Raw genomic sequence first — 17,007 nt, forward strand, 5'->3', positions numbered from 1 at the left:
GAAATTGTATATTGTAAAATTGCATACTGTATAATGTAAAACCCGATGATGAAAGTTGTTGGGTTTTTTGTTTTGAAATGGCTTTAGTAAGTTTGTTATTATGGAAACTACAAAATTAAATATCAACTTAAATGTAAACCAATTGGTTGAAGCCGTAAAACAATTATCTCCAAAAGATAGATTGAAGGTTAATGATGCTATTTGGAAAGAAGATGTTGAAATTCGAATTGAACATCAAAAGATAGTTTTAAATCGAATGGTAAAATCAAAAATAAACCCGAAAGACTTTTAGATCGGAACGAAGTTTCTAAAAATTTTGTAGATTTTGTAGTCTTTATAAAGACTTATCTAAACGAAATAATCTCAAAAAAGATGCTTTCAGCATGACAACTTTGAACATAAAGTCAAACCGCAAAGTTCACAAAGATTAACGCTAAGAACGAAAAGATATTTTCTTGATTTTTCAAATTTCTTAAACCCGCCTTTCGTCAGACAGGTCCGTGTTCCAAAAAAACCAATTACCTTTTCAAAAAGTCTATTTTCTATATTCTATTCTCTATTTTCCATAACAAAAACCATGTTCACAATTCAACAAATAAAAGACGCTCATTCCAAAGTAAAAAGCGGTGCCGATTTTCCTAAATACATGCAAGATATTATTGCGCTTGGCGTAACTTCATTTGAAACATTTGTATTTGACAATCACACCAATTATTACGGAAAAGATAATTTTCAAATTGCTTCCAAAGGTTTTACAGAAACGTTTACTATAGAAGATAAAAGCAATATCGAGCAATTCAAATCTGATTTAAAAGCGCACCAACAAGGCAAAACCGATTGCATGACTTTCCTAAACGACTGCGCAAAATCGGGCGTAGAAAAATGGATTGTTGTAATGGATAAAATGACTTGTAGTTATTACTAAAAAGCTGGAAACGAAATGATTGTGGAAGTAATTCCGTCGGTTTAGTTTTCAAGCACAAAAGGCACAAAAAAAAGTAAAAGGCACAGAAGAGAAAACTTTTGTGCCTTTTGTGTTTAAAAAACGATTCACATTACTGCAAACCACTTTTAAACCTATAAACTCTTAAACTACATTTTAAGAATTCATAATCGATTCAATTTCATTTACTTCAATAGGAATATTGCGCATCAAGTTGAACGCTTCGCCTTTTTCTTGAATCACCATATCATCTTCAATACGAATGCCGAATCCTTCTGCTGGAATGTATATTCCTGGTTCAACCGTGAATACCATATTGGCTTGCATTGGTTCATGTAACAATCCGTAATCGTGTGTGTCTAATCCCATGTGGTGAGACGTTCCGTGCATGAAATATTTTTTGTACGCTGGCCAATCTGGATTTTCATTTTGAACATCGGCTTTGTCAAGTAATCCCAAACCTAAAAGTTCAGAAGTCATGATTTTACCAACTTCTACGTGGTATTGTTTCCATAAAGTTCCTGGAACTAACATTTTTGTAGCTTCATTTTTTACACGCAAAACGGCATTATAAACTTCTTTTTGTCTGTCAGAAAAACGTCCCGAAACAGGAACCATTCTCGTCATATCACTTGAATAATTCGCATATTCTGCACCAACATCAAGCAAAATCAAATCGCCTGCGTTACATTGTTGGTTGTTTTCAATATAATGCAACACGTTAGCATTATTTCCCGAAGCAATAATTGGTGTGTAAGCAAAGCCTTTTGAACGATTTCTTAGAAATTCATGTGCAAATTCGGCTTCAATTTCGTATTCCATTACATTTGGTTTTACGAAATTCAAAATTCTACGAAATCCTTTTTCAGTAATATCACACGCTTTCTGAATCAAGTCTAATTCTTCGCTTTCTTTAACAGATCGAATTCGTTGCAAAATAGGATTCGATTTTTCTACTTTATGCGCTGGATAATTTTCTTTCCACCATTTGATAAAACGTGCTTCACGAGTTTCAGTTTCAATTACGGCACGATAATGTTCATTGGTGTTGATGTAAATCGTTTCGGCATACATCATTACTTCTTTCAATGTTTTATGAAAATCTTGCAACCAAATTACACTTTTAATTCCAGCCACTTCAAACGCTCTTTGTTTAGTAAGTTTTTCGCCTTCCCAAATTGCGATGTGTTCGTTAGTTTCTTTTAAGAACAAAATTTCTTTCAAATGCTCATAAGGGGCATCAGGAAAAAGCAACAAAATACTTTCTTCTTGATCAACTCCACTTAAATAAAAAATATCGCGATGTTGTGCAAAAGGCAAAGTAGAATCGGCAGAAACAGGATAAATATCATTCGAATTGAAAACAGCAACACTATTAGGTTTCATTTGCGCCGAGAATTTCGCTCTGTTTTTAATAAACAAATTTCGGTCTATTTGATGGTATTTCATTTTTTTGAGTAATTAGTAATTAGTGAATAGTCAAAAGCTTATATTTTAAACAAAATTAAGGAATAATTGAGTTCAAGTTGTAGCCAAATGGCGTTATTTTAATTAACCGCAAATTCGCAAATTAAAATCAGATTAAGAGAAAAAAAAATTGCGAATTTGCGGTAGCTATTAATTTATGTTTTTACGAATACGACTCATGTGACGCGACGAAATTCCGAGAAAAGAAGCAAGATAGTGCAATGGAACTTCTTGTAGTAATTTGGGTTCGGTTGCTAATAATTTTTTGTAGCGTTCTTCGGGTGTTAACGTCAGTAAATCGATTCGGTAATCATCAATTAAGCAAATTTGTTTTTCGATAACATTGTAATAAAATTGATGAAACGCTTTGTTGTTTTCGATTAAATTTTTGAATGTTTTTAAATCAACAATCCATAATTTACAATCGGCAATGGCTTTGATGTTTTTTCGAGATGGTTTTTGAAATAAAAAACTATTCAATGAAGTTGTAACCGAATTTCGTAAAGCCAAATAAGACGTTTTTTCTTCGTCGTCTGTCAAAATGGAATGTTGCAAAATGCCACTTTCTACAAAACAAAAATGTTGGCAAACTTCGCCTTCTTTTACAAAAAAATCATTCTTTTTGAGATGTGAAATTGCGAAACTATTTTTAGCAAAATTGATTTCGCGAACCATTTGATCGGTTTTACAATCGACAAAAAGTTGTAAATACTCTAAAAAACTGCTTTCTGAATTTGTTGACTTCATTCTACAAAAATATTCAAAAAACACTAATTTGGTTATTTTCACACGAATTTCGCCAAGAAACCTATAACTAATTTGTGAAATCCATTTCTTCAAATACGATAATTTGTGAAAATCTGTGAAATTTTTGTTGATTTTTATTTACATTTAGTCAACCCATTTATAATAACGAGCACCCATTAAATTTGGAATTTCTGTTTCAATTCGGTCCAAAATCCATTCGTTTTTGGGTAATTTTACAGCTTTCTTTTGTTCTTTTTTATGAAGTCTTTCGTAGGTTTCAAAATCGATTTCTTGGCTTTTTGCTAAAGTTTCAAATAACAATACTTTGGCAATAGCTTCTTTCCAATTTTCTTGAATAGTTCCTTCAAAAACTTTTGATTTAGAACCGCTTCCATAAGCTAAAAATCCAAACTTTTCGCCAGTAACTTCTTTTTTAGTATCATAAAAATGAGCTAAAGTTGATAGTAATCCCATAAAAATAGAACCTGTGTATAAATTTCCAATCAACGAAGAAGCTATTTCGGCAGGTTGCAATTTCTCTGCAACAAAAGCTTGGTATTCGGCCGATTTACTGGTTTCTTTTAGTTTATTTTGATACGTTGCGGCATCTTCAGTTTCATCAACAATTGGCGTTTGATGATCTAACGCATAGATTTCAGATAACATTCTTCTACCTTGAAAAGCATAAGGCAAATGCATAATGATACTTTTCCAAGTTGTGTATATCGTTTCAGAAGTATTTTTTGCTTTTTTAAATGAAAAATAAGCATTGCGAGTTCTATCCATATAACATTGGTTAGAATATTGTCCGTCAAAAACAGGTTGGTCTTTATGAATTTCTATTTTGGCTTCTAAGTTTTCAAACCAAGATTCGTTGGTAGTTTTTCCAGTAATTTGTTCTTTTAAAACAGTTCGGTAAGGTTTGAAAAAATCAAAAACTCCTTTAGTATTGGTTGCCCAGATAGTTGAGAGAGCGATAATTTTTGGATTTTGAGAAATCAACATTGCCATTGCTCCAGCTCCTTGTGTATATTCTCCAGTTGAATTTAAGTCATATTTGGCAATATCGCTAGTAACTACAATTGCTTTTTTAGTTGGATTGAGTCTTACAAAATCAATACAATTTTGAAGCGCATCAACACCGCCAATACAGGCAAAAGTAAAATCAACCACATCGCATTCGGAAAGTATGTTTTCACCAAATTTTTGTTCCATCAAACTTACCAAGAACGAGCCTATTGGTTTTGAACTATCGATTCCGCTTTCAGTTCCGACATAAATTCGGGCAATTTCGGCTAAGTTGATTTGGTTATCTTGAATTAATTTTGTCAAAGCATTAGCGCCAAATACAACCGTATCTTGATGTACATCGGGCAAAGTCATTTTGAGTAACCCAAGTCCTTTTTCTAATTTTTCGGCTTCAATATTTCTGGCGGTTGCAAGTGTTTTTATTGGCAAATGAATTTGAGCAACATCAAAAGCAATGGCATCTATCCCTATTTTCATTTTGTTTTTGGAGTTTTAATAAAGCACAAAATTACAACTCTATTAACTAAAGAAAGTCGATTTTATTTCAATAAAACAAGTTCAAAAAGCATTTTTATGAAATTCAAAAAAAGTGCTGCTTAAATTTAGGAATAGTTTAATTTTATTTTGATTGTCATCAAAAAATCCCTAAGTTTAGCTAAAATTTAAACCTCAAAATATGAAATTTTCAACTTTACTACTTACTTTTTTGTTTGCAACCACTAGTTTTGGTCAAGATAAACAGGCCTATGAAATATTTGATGCAAAAGGTACTAAAACTTCTTATGAGAAAATTATAAAAACTGCATTAAAAAACAAGATAGTTTTATTTGGCGAGTATCATAATAATCCAATTGTACATTGGTTACAATATGAATTTACAAAAGATTTATTTGCAAAAAAAGGATTGGTTTTAGGTGCCGAAATGTTTGAAACCGATAATCAAAACCAGTTAAATGACTATTTGAGCGGAAAAATAAATCAAAAAGTATTAGACAGTACAGCTCGTTTATGGAAAAACTACAAAACCGATTACAAGCCATTAGTTGATTTTGCCAAAGACAAAAAAATCTCATTTATTGCCACCAATATTCCTCGCAAATACGCTTCGATGGTTTATAAAAAAGGACTGGAAGAGTTGCAAACAATCTCATTTGAAGAAAAAAAGTTAATGGCGCCACTTCCTATTGAGTTTAATGGAGAATTGCCAGGTTATAAAGAGATGTTAAAAATGGAAGGCAATCATGCTGGTGATAAAATGCCAAAAGCACAAGCTATAAAAGATGCGACAATGGCTTGGTTTATTTTGAAAAACCTAAAAGAAAACTACATTTTTATTCATTATAACGGCACTTATCACAGCGATAACTTTGAAGGAATAAGTTGGTATATAAAAGAACACAATCCTGAAGTTTCGATTATGACAATTGCTACTGTTGAACAAAAAGATGTAAAAGATTTAGAAAAAGAAAACCTAGGGAAAGCTGATTTTATAATTGTTGTAGACGAAGACATGACCAAAACACATTAATGGTAAATAACTCATTACTAAACAGTTGTTAAACTTGCTTAAATTTACTTTAAAATCATTATAAATTATCGCGAAAAGGTTGTAGTTGTTTCCTATTTGGTTTATTTTTGTTTACTTTTTTAAAACAAATTAAAACCTTATGGCAAAATCTACATTTTTGAGTTCGTCTATTGCTAGGAAAGTTGCAATGGCACTATCAGGACTTTTTTTAATTACTTTTTTATCACTTCATTTTTTTATTAACCTAACCTCTGTTTTTAGTGAAGATTTCTTCAACGAAGCTTCTCATTTTATGGGATATAATCCGTTGATTCAATTTGTGATGCAACCTGTTTTAATTGCTGGTGTTGTTTTTCACTTTGTGATGGGAATAGTTTTAGAACTAAAAAACAGAAATGCAAGACCCGTTACTTATGCTAAATATGATGGTGCTGCAAATGCTTCTTGGGCTTCAAGAAATATGATTATTTCGGGATTGGTTGTTTTGGCATTTCTTGGTTTACACATGTACGATTTCTGGTTACAAGAAATTGTGTATAAATATGTAGATTCGAACTTGATAAATGAAACACGTTATTATGAAGAATTGGTACATAAATTTATTAGTCCAATAAGAACCGGATTATATTGTATTGCCTTTATACTGCTTTCATTACATTTATGGCATGGTTTTAATTCATCGTTTCAATCAGTGGGTTTTAATAACAAATTTTCAAAATCATTACATAAATTAGGATATGCATTTGCGATAATTGTTCCGTTTGGATTTATTTTTATTGCATTATTTCATCATTTTAATCAATAATATTAGTTATCAATATGAAGTTAGATTCTAAAATACCAGAAGGACACATTTCTCAGAAATGGACCGATTATAAAGATCATTTAAAACTAGTTGCACCAAACAACAGACCAAAAATTGATATTATTGTTGTTGGAACAGGTTTAGCTGGAGCTTCGGCGGCGGCATCGTTTGGTGAAATGGGTTACAATGTAAAAGCATTTTGCTTTCAAGATTCTCCACGTCGTGCGCACTCAATTGCGGCACAAGGTGGAATAAACGCAGCAAAAAATTACCAAAATGACGGCGATAGTATTTTTAGATTATTCTATGATACTATCAAAGGTGGCGACTATAGAGCACGTGAAGCAAACGTTCACCGTTTAGCAGAAGTTTCAGGAAATATCATTGACCAATGTGTGGCACAAGGTGTTCCTTTTGCTAGAGATTACGGAGGATTACTAGACAACCGTTCGTTTGGTGGAACACAAGTTCAAAGAACTTTTTATGCTGCTGGACAAACAGGGCAACAATTGTTATTAGGAGCTTATTCAGCTTTATCAAGACAAATCGGATTGGGTCGTGTAAAAATGTACAATCGTCACGAAATGTTAGATTTAGTAAAAGTAGATGGAAAAGCTCGTGGAATTATTGCTCGTAACTTGGTAACAGGCGAATTAGAAAGACATTCTGCCCATGCAGTTATTATTGCTTCTGGAGGTTATGGAAATGTTTATTTCCTATCAACAAATGCAATGGGAAGTAACGTTACTGCTGGTTGGAAAATACACAAACAAGGAGCGTTATTTGCTAATCCATGTTTTGTTCAAATTCATCCTACATGCATTCCTGTTCACGGAACAAATCAGGCAAAATTAACTTTGATGTCAGAGTCATTGCGTAATTCAGGTCGTATTTGGGTTCCAAAGAAAAAAGAAGACGCAGAGGCAATTCGTGCAGGAAAATTAAAAGCTACTCAAATTGCTGAAGAAGATAGAGATTATTATTTAGAAAGAAAATATCCTGCTTTTGGAAATTTAGCGCCAAGGGATATTTCGTCAAGAGCAGGAAAAGAAGTTTGCGATGAAGGTCGTGGAATTGAAGCTAATGATACTAATGAAGGAGTTTATTTAGATTTTTCGTCAGAAATTCAAACAAAAGGAAAGCAAGTTGCTTACGCTAAAGGAAATCATAATCCAACTGAAGATGAAATCACTGCTTTAGGAAAACAATGGTTGAAAGAGAAATATGGTAACTTGTTTACCATGTACCAAAAAATTACTGATGAAAATCCATATGAAACACCAATGAAAATCTATCCAGCGGTTCACTATACCATGGGTGGTGTTTGGGTTGATTATAATTTACAATCTACAATTCCTGGTTGTTTTGTTGCTGGCGAAGCTAATTTCTCTGATCACGGCGCTAATAGACTTGGAGCTTCTGCTTTAATGCAAGGTTTAGCCGATGGTTATTTTGTTCTTCCTTACACCGTTTCCAACTATTTGGCAGACGAAATTAGAACTGGAAAGATTTCTACAGACACACAAGAATTTGTTGATGCGGAGAATAGAGTTAAAGATTCTATCGATAAATTCTTAAATAATAAAGGATCTAAATCGGTTGATCATTTCCATAAACGTTTAGGATTGATTATGTGGAATAAAGTTGGTATGGGTAGAAATGAAGCCGGATTAAAAGAGGCTATTTCTGAAATTACTGCTTTAAAAGAAGAATTCTACAAAGATGTAAATGTTCCTGGAAATGCCGATGAGTTAAATCCGCAATTAGAAAAAGCATTACGTGTTGCCGATTTTATCGATTTAGGTCAATTAATGGCAATGGATGCGTTGCAAAGAAACGAATCATGTGGAGGTCATTTCCGTGAAGAATATCAAGATGCAGAAGGTGAAACATTACGTGATGATGAAAACTTCTCATTTGTTGGTGCTTGGGAATATAAAGGTGATGATATTACTAAAGAAGAGCTTCACAAAGAAGAATTGAAATATGAGTTTATTAAAATAGCCGCAAGAAATTACAAATAGTAAAAAGTAACTAGTGAATAGTAACTAGTAATTAAAAAATTACTATTAAAAAGCTAATCACTAATCACTATTTACTCATCACTTAAATAAAAAATTATGAGCGCAGCAAAAAATATAAATATTACCCTAAAAATTTGGCGTCAGAAAAACTCCAAAGCTAAAGGAAATTTAGAAACGTACACATTAAATGAAGTTTCTACAGCAAGTTCGTTTTTGGAAATGTTAGACCAATTAAACGAGCAATTAATAAATGATAGTATCGAGCCGATTGCATTTGATCATGATTGTCGTGAAGGAATTTGCGGAATGTGTTCACTATACATTAATGGTCGTGCACATGGTCCAGATACCGGAATAACCACTTGTCAATTGCACATGAGAATGTTTAATGATGGTGATACTATTTTTGTAGAACCATGGAGAAGCAAAGCATTTCCTGTAATTAAAGATTTGGTTGTTGATAGATCTGCTTTTGATAGAATTCAACAAGCTGGTGGTTTCGTTTCTGTAAACACTTCTGGAAACACTATTGATGCTAATGCAACTCCAATTAATAAAGACGATGCCGATAAATCATTTGAAGCTGCCGCATGTATTGGATGTGGAGCTTGTGTAGCTACTTGTAAAAATGGTTCAGCAATGCTATTTGTTGGAGCAAAAGTGTCTCAATATGCATTGTTACCTCAAGGAAAAGTAGAAGCAACAAATCGTGTGTTAAATATGGTACGCCAAATGGACGAAGAAGGTTTCGGAAATTGTACCAATACTGGTGCTTGCGAAATCGAATGTCCAAAAGGAATTTCGTTAGAAAACATTGCTAGAATGAATAGAGAATACCTTTCTGCAAGTTTGAAATAAAATACAAACCTCTTAGGTTTTTAAAACCTATAAGATTTAATAATAGAACGCATTCATTTATTTGGATGCGTTTTTTATTAATTCATTGTAAAAAATGAAATTAATAATTACACTTATTGTTTTAGCAGTATTTTACAATGTAAGCTAAATGCTCAATTTCCCAAACAATCCGACTTTGGAAAAGCCAATTTGGTAGAGTTAAAAAATATGGTAAAATAAAAATACAACTAAAAACTTACGTTAATTTGACAGAAGTTTTTTTTAACTTTACAATATGAAAATTGCCTTATTCAACACAACGCTTGTTTGGGAAAATCCAGCAGAAAATCGAACTAATTTCGAGCAAAAAATCAATGCTATAACAGAAGAAATTGATTTGATAGTTTTACCTGAAATGTTCACGTCTGGTTTTACTATGAATTCGAAAAAAGTTGCCGAAACCATGCAAGGCGAAACCGTTTCTTTACTAATAAAACTAGCAAAAACCAAAAATTGCGCTATTACCGGAAGTTTAGTAATTACAGAAAATGACAACTATTACAACCGATTGCTTTTTGTTTTTCCCGACGGCAAAATTGACTTTTATGACAAACGACACCTTTTTACACTAGCTAGCGAAGACAAAGTTTACACCTCTGGCAAAGAAAAATTGATTATTACTTACAAAGGTTTTAAAATTTGTCCGCTTATCTGTTATGATTTACGTTTTCCTGTTTTTGCAAGAAATGTTGAGAATTATGACTTACTACTATATGTTGCCAATTGGCCAAAAACACGCGTAAATGCTTGGGATATTTTGCTAAAAGCAAGAGCAGTAGAAAACATGAGTTACGTAATTGGCGTTAACCGAATAGGAAATGACAACAACAATTTAGAATATGTTGGTCACTCACAAGTCATCGATTTTTTAGGAAATTATTTGATAGAACCACAAGAAAAAGAAGGTGTTTTTATTGTAGAAATAGACAAGGAAAAACAAGATGAGACAAGAAGTAAATTAGCTTTTTTAAATGACAGAGATGAATTTACAATAAACTAAATCCAACATCACTTCAAGTCAAAAATTTGTTCGACATCCCAATTGGCCCTTATGTCAATTTCTTTTGGGAAATAAATGACTTCTTCCGATTGTTTTTTGGCTATAAAATTACCCGAATCCCATTCTTTATTGCCATTTTCGTCGTAGATAATTCGTAAAGTAAAAAGAGCTGGCTCGACCAAATCAAAGTTTACTTGACCACTTTTTTCGGCATATTCGGTATATAAAACCTTGCCTTCTTTGTTGGTTAATTCTACAATTACCGGAAATGATTTTACATTTTCGAGTTTTAATCTAAGATTTCCGTAATCGGTTACGTTTTTGGTCGAAAAGATAAATTTTAAACTATCATTTTCTTTTTCGTAAAAATCAACAAATGCGCCTGGCAAAATTTTGAGTTTGTATTTTTGCAAAGGTTCTTTTTCAAAATTGAATTCGATTTCCTGATTCCACTCGTTGTAGGCAGTTTCAAATTTTACTGCTATCGAATCTTTATTGATAAACGTGATTTTAGAATTATCAATTTTGGTTATCGGAATCGAGGTTTTCAAAGCAAATTTATCTCTGAAATTTAAAATTCCATTTTGTTTTGGCGTTATGCTTAGCGAATCGATCTTTTGTTTTTTTAGTTTCAAATTATAATCTGCCGAATACTTGTCTTTGGTAACATTTACCGAAACAGAATCCATATCAGCACGTTTAAACCAAACTTGAACCGAATCTTTTTCCTGAAACTTAGAAACCCTACTCGAAATGATTTTGTCCCCTTTTTTTAGCGTCACTTTAGCACCTTTATAATCGCCACTATAACCAATTAAAGCTCTGTTATTAGATGCTTGCGAAGGTTTTTCCGATTTGAAAACCTGTTTTTCTTTGAATAATTCTATTTCATATAACGTATCATTCGGAATAGAAACATAGTGTTTATGAAACCCAATTTTCTCTGTTTTCGAATCAAATTTGAAATTTCCATTTATATCTTTCAAGGCAACCAAAAGATATTTTCCAGCTTTTAGATTTTCTAACTGAAAAGTAGTTGCGCTGTCTAACGTATTGGTTACATATCTAGGTTTCTGCTTGTAAACCACCGAATCATTGTACTTTTCATTGATTTCATATAATAAAACCGACACAAAATTATCGGTTTTTATATCGATTGCATCTTTAATTTTCCCACTCAATTTCAATGAATCAATATAACTTCCTGTCGAAAAAACATATTTGAATTGTTTATACGGATTGCCTTCGTTATTATCTTCTATACTTTGTCCAAAGTTAAAACTATAAGTCGTATTAGGTTGCAGCGTATCCTTTATATTGATGGTAATATACTTGCTAGCCGTAATTGGCGAAATATCAGGAGTCGTTGTCATTGGCGGTGAAACAATCAATTGTTTGTTTACATTCTTCAGTTTCACATATTCGTCAAAAGTCAGTTTGATGGTTTTGCCTGTAAAATTGGTACTAAAATTTTTAGGCACGCTAACCTTCATTACAGGTGCAATCGTGTCTTTTAGTCCGCCACTAATAGAGCCACGTTTGGCACAACTAGCTATAAGAATGGAAAAAAGAATTGCAAAAATTTTTATATAGTTCTTCAAAACAGAATGTATTTTTTAACTAGCTACAAAATAACAATTATATTTATTGTTATTGAAACTTTTTATAGAATTATTAATACATGCAGATTAAATAGTTGTTTTGAGTTTTATTTGAATAAAATAGTTGTGATAATTTTTTTAGAAACTAATATTTCTTCAAAGCTATGACTCGAGACCAAAGGTCGAACAGACGAAGTAATTCTATATAAAGCAAAGCTCTTTTTTAGGCTTTTTAATTTCTATGTTTCTATGTGTTTTAATATATTAATTAGAATAAAGCCAAAATAATTAATTAACAACACAATCCCACAACATCTCCCTCATGTCATTCTGTAAGAATCTAGAGGGCTGGGGTGGGGGAAAACCCAACACTATGAAAACAGCAATTATCTTACTCTTTAAACTTACTACACTAATTACTACCGCCCAAAATTAATGACTCGAATCTTCTTTTTGCATTGTGTCAATTTTGGTTGATAAGTCACTAATTGTTTTTTTACTTTTTTGATTGGAAATAATAAATACTATTAATGCTATTGACATAATAAAAAACCAAAACCAAAATATAAAATTTGAAAAGTTTTGATTAATAGTGTTATTAACTTCTTTCTCTTTTTCGATAAGCAAATTACTTATTGATTTTCGCTCGCTTTCTTTTAGTTTTGATTGTGTATTTAGATATTTTGAGTAGTAATTTTTATATTTTTCCCAATCGTTTAATGCCAAATAATTTTCGGCTAATCCTTTGTAAATTTCTTGATCTAATACTAAATCATTTACATTACTAGAAATACTTCTAGCTTCAAGTAATTGTTCTATCGCTTCTTTATACTGACTTTGAAGCGTGTAAACTTGTGCTAATCCCTTAAGGGCAAAGGCTTTAAGACTAACGGCGTTTGTAATCTTTGCATAAACAATAGATTCTTTAAAACTTTGAATAGCGAGATCATTTTCGGACATAAGAATATAACAATTTGCGATATTGTATTTTGCAATACTTACCTTACTTAAGTTGCTTTTGTCTTTTATAGTAATAATTTCATTAATTCCTTTATTGAAATAAGCAATTGCGATGTCACAGTTCAATTTTTCTTTGTAGATAAATCCTCTTAAAATATAATTAATTCCCAAATATATTTTGACCGAATCTCGAGCTGGATATTCCAAGCACATTTTTTCTGATTGATCCAAAAATTGCATTGATTTATCATATATTTTTAGCTGATGGTACTGAATACCGGCCTTAACAATAATAGAAATTTTCAATAATTTATTAGACGTTTTATCTAAAAGTTGTTCGGCTTTTATAACATTTTCTAATGATTTTTGGTAATCTCGTTTAGACGAATAAGCGTCAGAAATAATTTTGTACCCTTTTATTTTAGAATCAATATCATTACCAGCTTGATTTACAATTTGCTTTCCAACCGCTATAACCTTGTCCGGATTTTCATAAATTTGACTAGAATTAACTTTTATAATACTATCTATTTTTTTTGCCCCTTGCGAATAACCGAAATTGCCAGAAAACAATGACAGAAAGAATAGAGCAGCTAGTATATATGTTCTTTTATTCGTTTTCATAATCACTATTTGAAGTTATTCCTTCTTCTTTTTCCTTTTTTAAAAGCTCAATAAAAGTTATAGGTGTAATTCCAGTTATAGATTTAAAAATTGTGGCAAATGTACTATGTGATGAAAAACCACAAGTTTCGGCTAAATAACTTATCTTATAGTTCATAAAATTAGGATCCGATTTTAGCTTATTGACTATAAAATTAATTCTTAATTTGTTGATATACCCATTAAAATTGACATTATAATGCTTGTTGATTATCTCCGAAAGATATTTAGTATTTGTGTCTAATTGCCCTGCCAGAACAGCCAGCGACATCTCTTTATTAATAAATCTAGAAGAATTTTCGAAACGTTTTAGCTTAACAAGTAAACTGTTTTCTGTTTCTATAGGAATAATAATTCTCTTATTTACTTCTTTCTTATCAACTTCTTTTTCAACTTTTCCGATAATGCTGTTTTTTCTAGTAATTTCTAGATAGTTTATTATTTCTTTAAGGCGTTTTTTATTAGAAAACTGTTTGTACCAAAAAATAAAACAAAACAACAATATAACTAAAGAAGAACCTAGAAAAATGTATCGTTTATTGTTAAATTTTTTGCGGTTGAATTCATACAAATCATCATATTCTTGTGTTATAAGGTTGTGAGCTGTATTAAGCGCTTCTTGTTCTTGATTTTCAAATTCTACACTTATCTCAAGCAAATCGGTATTGTTAGCCTTATAATCAACCTCATTATTTATGGCTAAATAATTGGAAGCTAAGTTTTTATGAATTATTTCAGATAAATATAAATTATCTAACTCTTTAGATATCAGTAAAGATTTTTGCAACAAACTAATAGCTTCTTGATAATTTTTCTTTTGGAAAAAAACGTTAGCTAAACCAATATTACAGTTAATATCATCAATTTTATTGCTATTTTTGTCTTTGAGAATTACTGCTTTTAATTGATTAAAATAATATAGTGCCTTATCATAATTATTAAGTCCAATGTAAATTTTCCCTTTGGCAATTAGATAATCTTTATTCAAATCATTACTTTCCTGAAGTTCGTCAACAAACTTAATTTCTTCTTTGTTAATTAAACGAGATGCTTCAACAAAATTTTGACGTTCAATAAGAAGTAATGTTTTTTCAATAACTATGCGTGGATAAATACTTTTTTGCTTCTTTTTATCATCAATAAGTTGAATATTATCGGATGCAACTCTCAAGTATTTTTTAGATTGATTATCTAAATATAATAATCTTAAAATTTTAGCTTTTCTGATATTTGCTTCAATTAAATCTTCTTTTTCGACCGATAAGGGATTTTTATTTACTTCAAATAAATAGGTCAATGCGGTGTTGTAATTGCCTTTTACTTGATAAATTTTGGCAAACAGCAAATTTATTTTAGCCTTTTCTTTATCTGTAGAATTACTGTTTAAAAGTAATTTACCAATTTTAATGGCTTCATCAGGTTTGGAGTTGCATAAAGTTTCAGACTCATTAAACAACATCTTTTGTTTGATAGTGTTTTGAGACCAAAGCCCGTTTAGGAGCCCTACAATTAGCAATAAAGCAGTTAGAATAAACTTGTATATATTTCTATTTTTTTTCATTTATAAAGAAGAAAACAACAATTACAAATTGAAATATCTTTACAAATGTAGCTATTTTAGACAAAAAAAATGCTATTTAAAAAACAGCATTCAAAAATAGGCTATAAATCACACTTATCTTTTTAAAGAGAAGTGTGATTTAAAAACTTTACTTTCACCATTTTCGACATAGTCGATAGTAAACCAATAATCTGTTGAAAGTAATTGTTGCCCGTTAAAAGTTCCATCCCAACCAGTTGAATTGGGTTTAATGTTTTTAATTAATTTGCCATAGCGATCAAAAATATTAATGTTTGATTTGGGATTGTTTTCCAAACCATTAATATTCCATGTATCATTATATCCGTCACCATTAGGAGTGAAAAAAGGTATAAAACCAATGGTTGTAAAAGTACCTGTTAAATTGGTACATCTTAAAGAATCTATAACTCTAACTTCATGCTCACCAGGAATAATACCATAAAACAATGGTGAAGTTTGAAAAAATCCGTTATCAAGTTGGTATTGATAATTTCCATCACCGCCAATAACATTTATTTCTACAAAAGGATTATCACTAAATGCCGAAGAATGATTTATCAATAAAGATTTTCCTGGTGTTGAACCAACTAAATTAGCAGTAATTGTGTCAGAAAAACATCCAGTAACAGTATTTGTTGCAATAACACTATAAGTCCCTAGTTGATTAACTGTTACTGAACTTTGCGTTTGAAGCGGTATAAGATTCCCGTTATAAAACCATTCAAAATTATAAATAGTATTGTTCAAACCAGTATAAAATGTATGTGAATTTATTGGATTACCTGTTATGTCGTCCAAACAAACAATACCATCTTCTAGAGTTAAGCTTGGACTAGGATTAACCTCAACAGTTATAGAAAATGGAAGTCCTATGCAATTATTAGCTTTTGGAATAATCGAATAAACAGCCGTTCCGACTGCATTGCTTGTTGTAGAAAGTGTTTGTCCAATACTTACCGCTGAACCATCGGAAGCACCTGTTACTCCATTTTGAACTACAGTCCAAGTAAAAGTTGTTCCAGGTACTGTTGTTCCTAAAAGAATATTAATTGTTTCTTCACTACAAATACTAAAAAACGAATTGGCAACAACAGTTGGTGAAGGATTTACGGTAATAGTTACATAAACTGGTGTTCCTTCACAACCATTATCTGGAATTATTTTATAAGTTGCAGTTCCTGAAACCAAACTTGATGTTGTAACTAAAGTTTGAGATATTAAAGTTCCATTACCAGCTTGCGCACCAGTAACACCGTTTTGAACCACTGTCCACGAAAAAGTAGTTGTTGTATCTAGACTAGATAGAGCTATACTAGTTTGATAATTTGAGCAAATAGCCGTTTGCGTTGCATTTATTACAACCGTTGCCATAGATTTTACGGTAACGGTCATTGACCCAGAAATAAGTTTAGTACAAGCTGGCATTCCACTTGAAGTAACACTTACTAAATCATATGATGATGTAGTAGTGATATTGGTTTTTGTTATTGAAAATAATCCGTTATTTCCAAGTGTTATTGTTTCTGGTGAACTCCCGTTGGTAGTGAAAGTAACTAACGAATTGGGAGTGCCGTTAAAACTAATTGTAGCAGATCCACCAGAACAAATAGATGTGTTAGAAGTTTGAATCTGTACTGTTGGCAATGGATTAACCGTTATTGTTACACTATTTGAAAAAAGTTGTGTACATCCTAAAGTTACACTTACTAAATTGTAAACTGTAGTAGTTAATAAAACAGGATTCAACTCCTTTTTTCCTGT

General features: G+C 31.4%; 14 protein-coding genes. 7 read left to right on the forward strand and 7 right to left on the reverse strand.

Going from position 1 to position 17,007, the window contains the following annotated elements:
• The first annotated feature begins 100 nt into the window (after positions 1-100).
• Both ACIQ66_RS10225 and ACIQ66_RS10230 read left to right on the forward strand, forming a co-directional pair.
• A complete protein-coding gene (locus ACIQ66_RS10225) occupies positions 101-292 on the forward strand; it encodes a hypothetical protein (RefSeq protein ID WP_396212698.1) in 192 nt (63 codons plus the stop codon).
• Positions 293-577: 285 nt separating this feature from the next.
• The gene (locus ACIQ66_RS10230) at positions 578-925 is read left to right on the forward strand and encodes a DUF1398 domain-containing protein (RefSeq protein WP_396212699.1); all 348 of its coding nucleotides are present in this window, start codon (positions 578-580) and stop codon (positions 923-925) included.
• Between the two features lie 174 nt (positions 926-1,099).
• On the opposite strand, the gene ACIQ66_RS10235 is transcribed toward ACIQ66_RS10230, so the two are convergent.
• From ACIQ66_RS10235 to ACIQ66_RS10245, 3 genes are all read right to left on the reverse strand, one after another.
• Entirely contained in the window at positions 1,100-2,392 is a 1,293-nt protein-coding gene (locus ACIQ66_RS10235; protein ID WP_396212700.1) for an aminopeptidase P family protein, read from the reverse strand.
• Between the two features lie 168 nt (positions 2,393-2,560).
• Positions 2,561-3,157: a Crp/Fnr family transcriptional regulator gene (locus tag ACIQ66_RS10240; RefSeq protein ID WP_396212701.1), complete on the reverse strand. Its 597-nt coding sequence runs from the start codon at positions 3,155-3,157 to the stop codon at positions 2,561-2,563.
• A gap of 144 nt (positions 3,158-3,301) precedes the next feature.
• Complete coding sequence (locus ACIQ66_RS10245; RefSeq protein ID WP_396212702.1) at positions 3,302-4,663, reverse strand: hydroxymethylglutaryl-CoA synthase family protein; 1,362 nt, start codon at positions 4,661-4,663, stop codon at positions 3,302-3,304.
• 199 nt (positions 4,664-4,862) lie between these two features.
• On the opposite strand from ACIQ66_RS10245, the gene ACIQ66_RS10250 reads away from it, so the two are divergent.
• The 5 genes from ACIQ66_RS10250 to ACIQ66_RS10270 all read left to right on the forward strand — a co-directional run bounded on the left by ACIQ66_RS10250 (position 4,863) and on the right by ACIQ66_RS10270 (position 10,440).
• A complete protein-coding gene (locus ACIQ66_RS10250; protein WP_396212703.1) occupies positions 4,863-5,714 on the forward strand; it encodes a ChaN family lipoprotein in 852 nt (283 codons plus the stop codon).
• Between the two features lie 139 nt (positions 5,715-5,853).
• A complete protein-coding gene (locus ACIQ66_RS10255; RefSeq protein ID WP_396212704.1) occupies positions 5,854-6,519 on the forward strand; it encodes a succinate dehydrogenase cytochrome b subunit in 666 nt (221 codons plus the stop codon).
• 14 nt (positions 6,520-6,533) lie between these two features.
• Entirely contained in the window at positions 6,534-8,543 is a 2,010-nt protein-coding gene (locus ACIQ66_RS10260; protein ID WP_396212705.1) for a fumarate reductase/succinate dehydrogenase flavoprotein subunit, read from the forward strand.
• 96 nt (positions 8,544-8,639) lie between these two features.
• Positions 8,640-9,401 (forward strand): succinate dehydrogenase/fumarate reductase iron-sulfur subunit, encoded by a 762-nt coding sequence (locus tag ACIQ66_RS10265; protein WP_396212706.1) that lies wholly within the window; start codon positions 8,640-8,642, stop codon positions 9,399-9,401.
• 274 nt (positions 9,402-9,675) lie between these two features.
• A complete protein-coding gene (locus tag ACIQ66_RS10270) occupies positions 9,676-10,440 on the forward strand; it encodes a nitrilase family protein (protein ID WP_396212707.1) in 765 nt (254 codons plus the stop codon).
• Between the two features lie 8 nt (positions 10,441-10,448).
• Here the strand turns inward: ACIQ66_RS10270 and ACIQ66_RS10275 are convergent, their stop codons facing one another.
• The 4 genes from ACIQ66_RS10275 to ACIQ66_RS10290 form a co-directional block, all read right to left on the reverse strand.
• Entirely contained in the window at positions 10,449-12,041 is a 1,593-nt protein-coding gene (locus ACIQ66_RS10275; RefSeq protein ID WP_396212708.1) for an Ig-like domain-containing protein, read from the reverse strand.
• Positions 12,042-12,473: 432 nt separating this feature from the next.
• Positions 12,474-13,625, reverse strand: coding sequence for a tetratricopeptide repeat protein (locus ACIQ66_RS10280; protein ID WP_396212709.1), 1,152 nt, complete (start codon positions 13,623-13,625; stop codon positions 12,474-12,476).
• Positions 13,612-15,225 (reverse strand): helix-turn-helix domain-containing protein, encoded by a 1,614-nt coding sequence (locus tag ACIQ66_RS10285; RefSeq protein ID WP_396212710.1) that lies wholly within the window; start codon positions 15,223-15,225, stop codon positions 13,612-13,614. Before ACIQ66_RS10285 ends, ACIQ66_RS10280 begins: the two co-directional genes overlap by 14 nt.
• A gap of 114 nt (positions 15,226-15,339) precedes the next feature.
• The coding region (locus tag ACIQ66_RS10290) for a T9SS type B sorting domain-containing protein (RefSeq protein ID WP_396212711.1) at positions 15,340-17,007 on the reverse strand (1,668 nt) is incomplete at its 5' end.

Origin of the sequence: Flavobacterium sp. (assembly GCF_044377315.1) — a bacterium.
In the GTDB taxonomy this organism is placed as follows: domain Bacteria; phylum Bacteroidota; class Bacteroidia; order Flavobacteriales; family Flavobacteriaceae; genus Flavobacterium.

Excerpts from the sequence above, each read along its gene's own strand:
- ACIQ66_RS10225 (WP_396212698.1), top strand. The coding sequence starts at position 101 with ATGGAAACTACAAAATTAAATATCAACTTAAATGTAAACCAATTGGTT.
- ACIQ66_RS10230 (WP_396212699.1), top strand. The coding sequence starts at position 578 with ATGTTCACAATTCAACAAATAAAAGACGCTCATTCCAAAGTAAAAAGC.
- ACIQ66_RS10235 (WP_396212700.1), bottom strand. The coding sequence starts at position 2,392 with ATGAAATACCATCAAATAGACCGAAATTTGTTTATTAAAAACAGAGCG.
- ACIQ66_RS10240 (WP_396212701.1), bottom strand. The coding sequence starts at position 3,157 with ATGAAGTCAACAAATTCAGAAAGCAGTTTTTTAGAGTATTTACAACTT.
- ACIQ66_RS10245 (WP_396212702.1), bottom strand. The coding sequence starts at position 4,663 with ATGAAAATAGGGATAGATGCCATTGCTTTTGATGTTGCTCAAATTCAT.
- ACIQ66_RS10250 (WP_396212703.1), top strand. The coding sequence starts at position 4,863 with ATGAAATTTTCAACTTTACTACTTACTTTTTTGTTTGCAACCACTAGT.
- ACIQ66_RS10255 (WP_396212704.1), top strand. The coding sequence starts at position 5,854 with ATGGCAAAATCTACATTTTTGAGTTCGTCTATTGCTAGGAAAGTTGCA.
- ACIQ66_RS10260 (WP_396212705.1), top strand. The coding sequence starts at position 6,534 with ATGAAGTTAGATTCTAAAATACCAGAAGGACACATTTCTCAGAAATGG.
- ACIQ66_RS10265 (WP_396212706.1), top strand. The coding sequence starts at position 8,640 with ATGAGCGCAGCAAAAAATATAAATATTACCCTAAAAATTTGGCGTCAG.
- ACIQ66_RS10270 (WP_396212707.1), top strand. The coding sequence starts at position 9,676 with ATGAAAATTGCCTTATTCAACACAACGCTTGTTTGGGAAAATCCAGCA.
- ACIQ66_RS10280 (WP_396212709.1), bottom strand. The coding sequence starts at position 13,625 with ATGAAAACGAATAAAAGAACATATATACTAGCTGCTCTATTCTTTCTG.
- ACIQ66_RS10285 (WP_396212710.1), bottom strand. The coding sequence starts at position 15,225 with ATGAAAAAAAATAGAAATATATACAAGTTTATTCTAACTGCTTTATTG.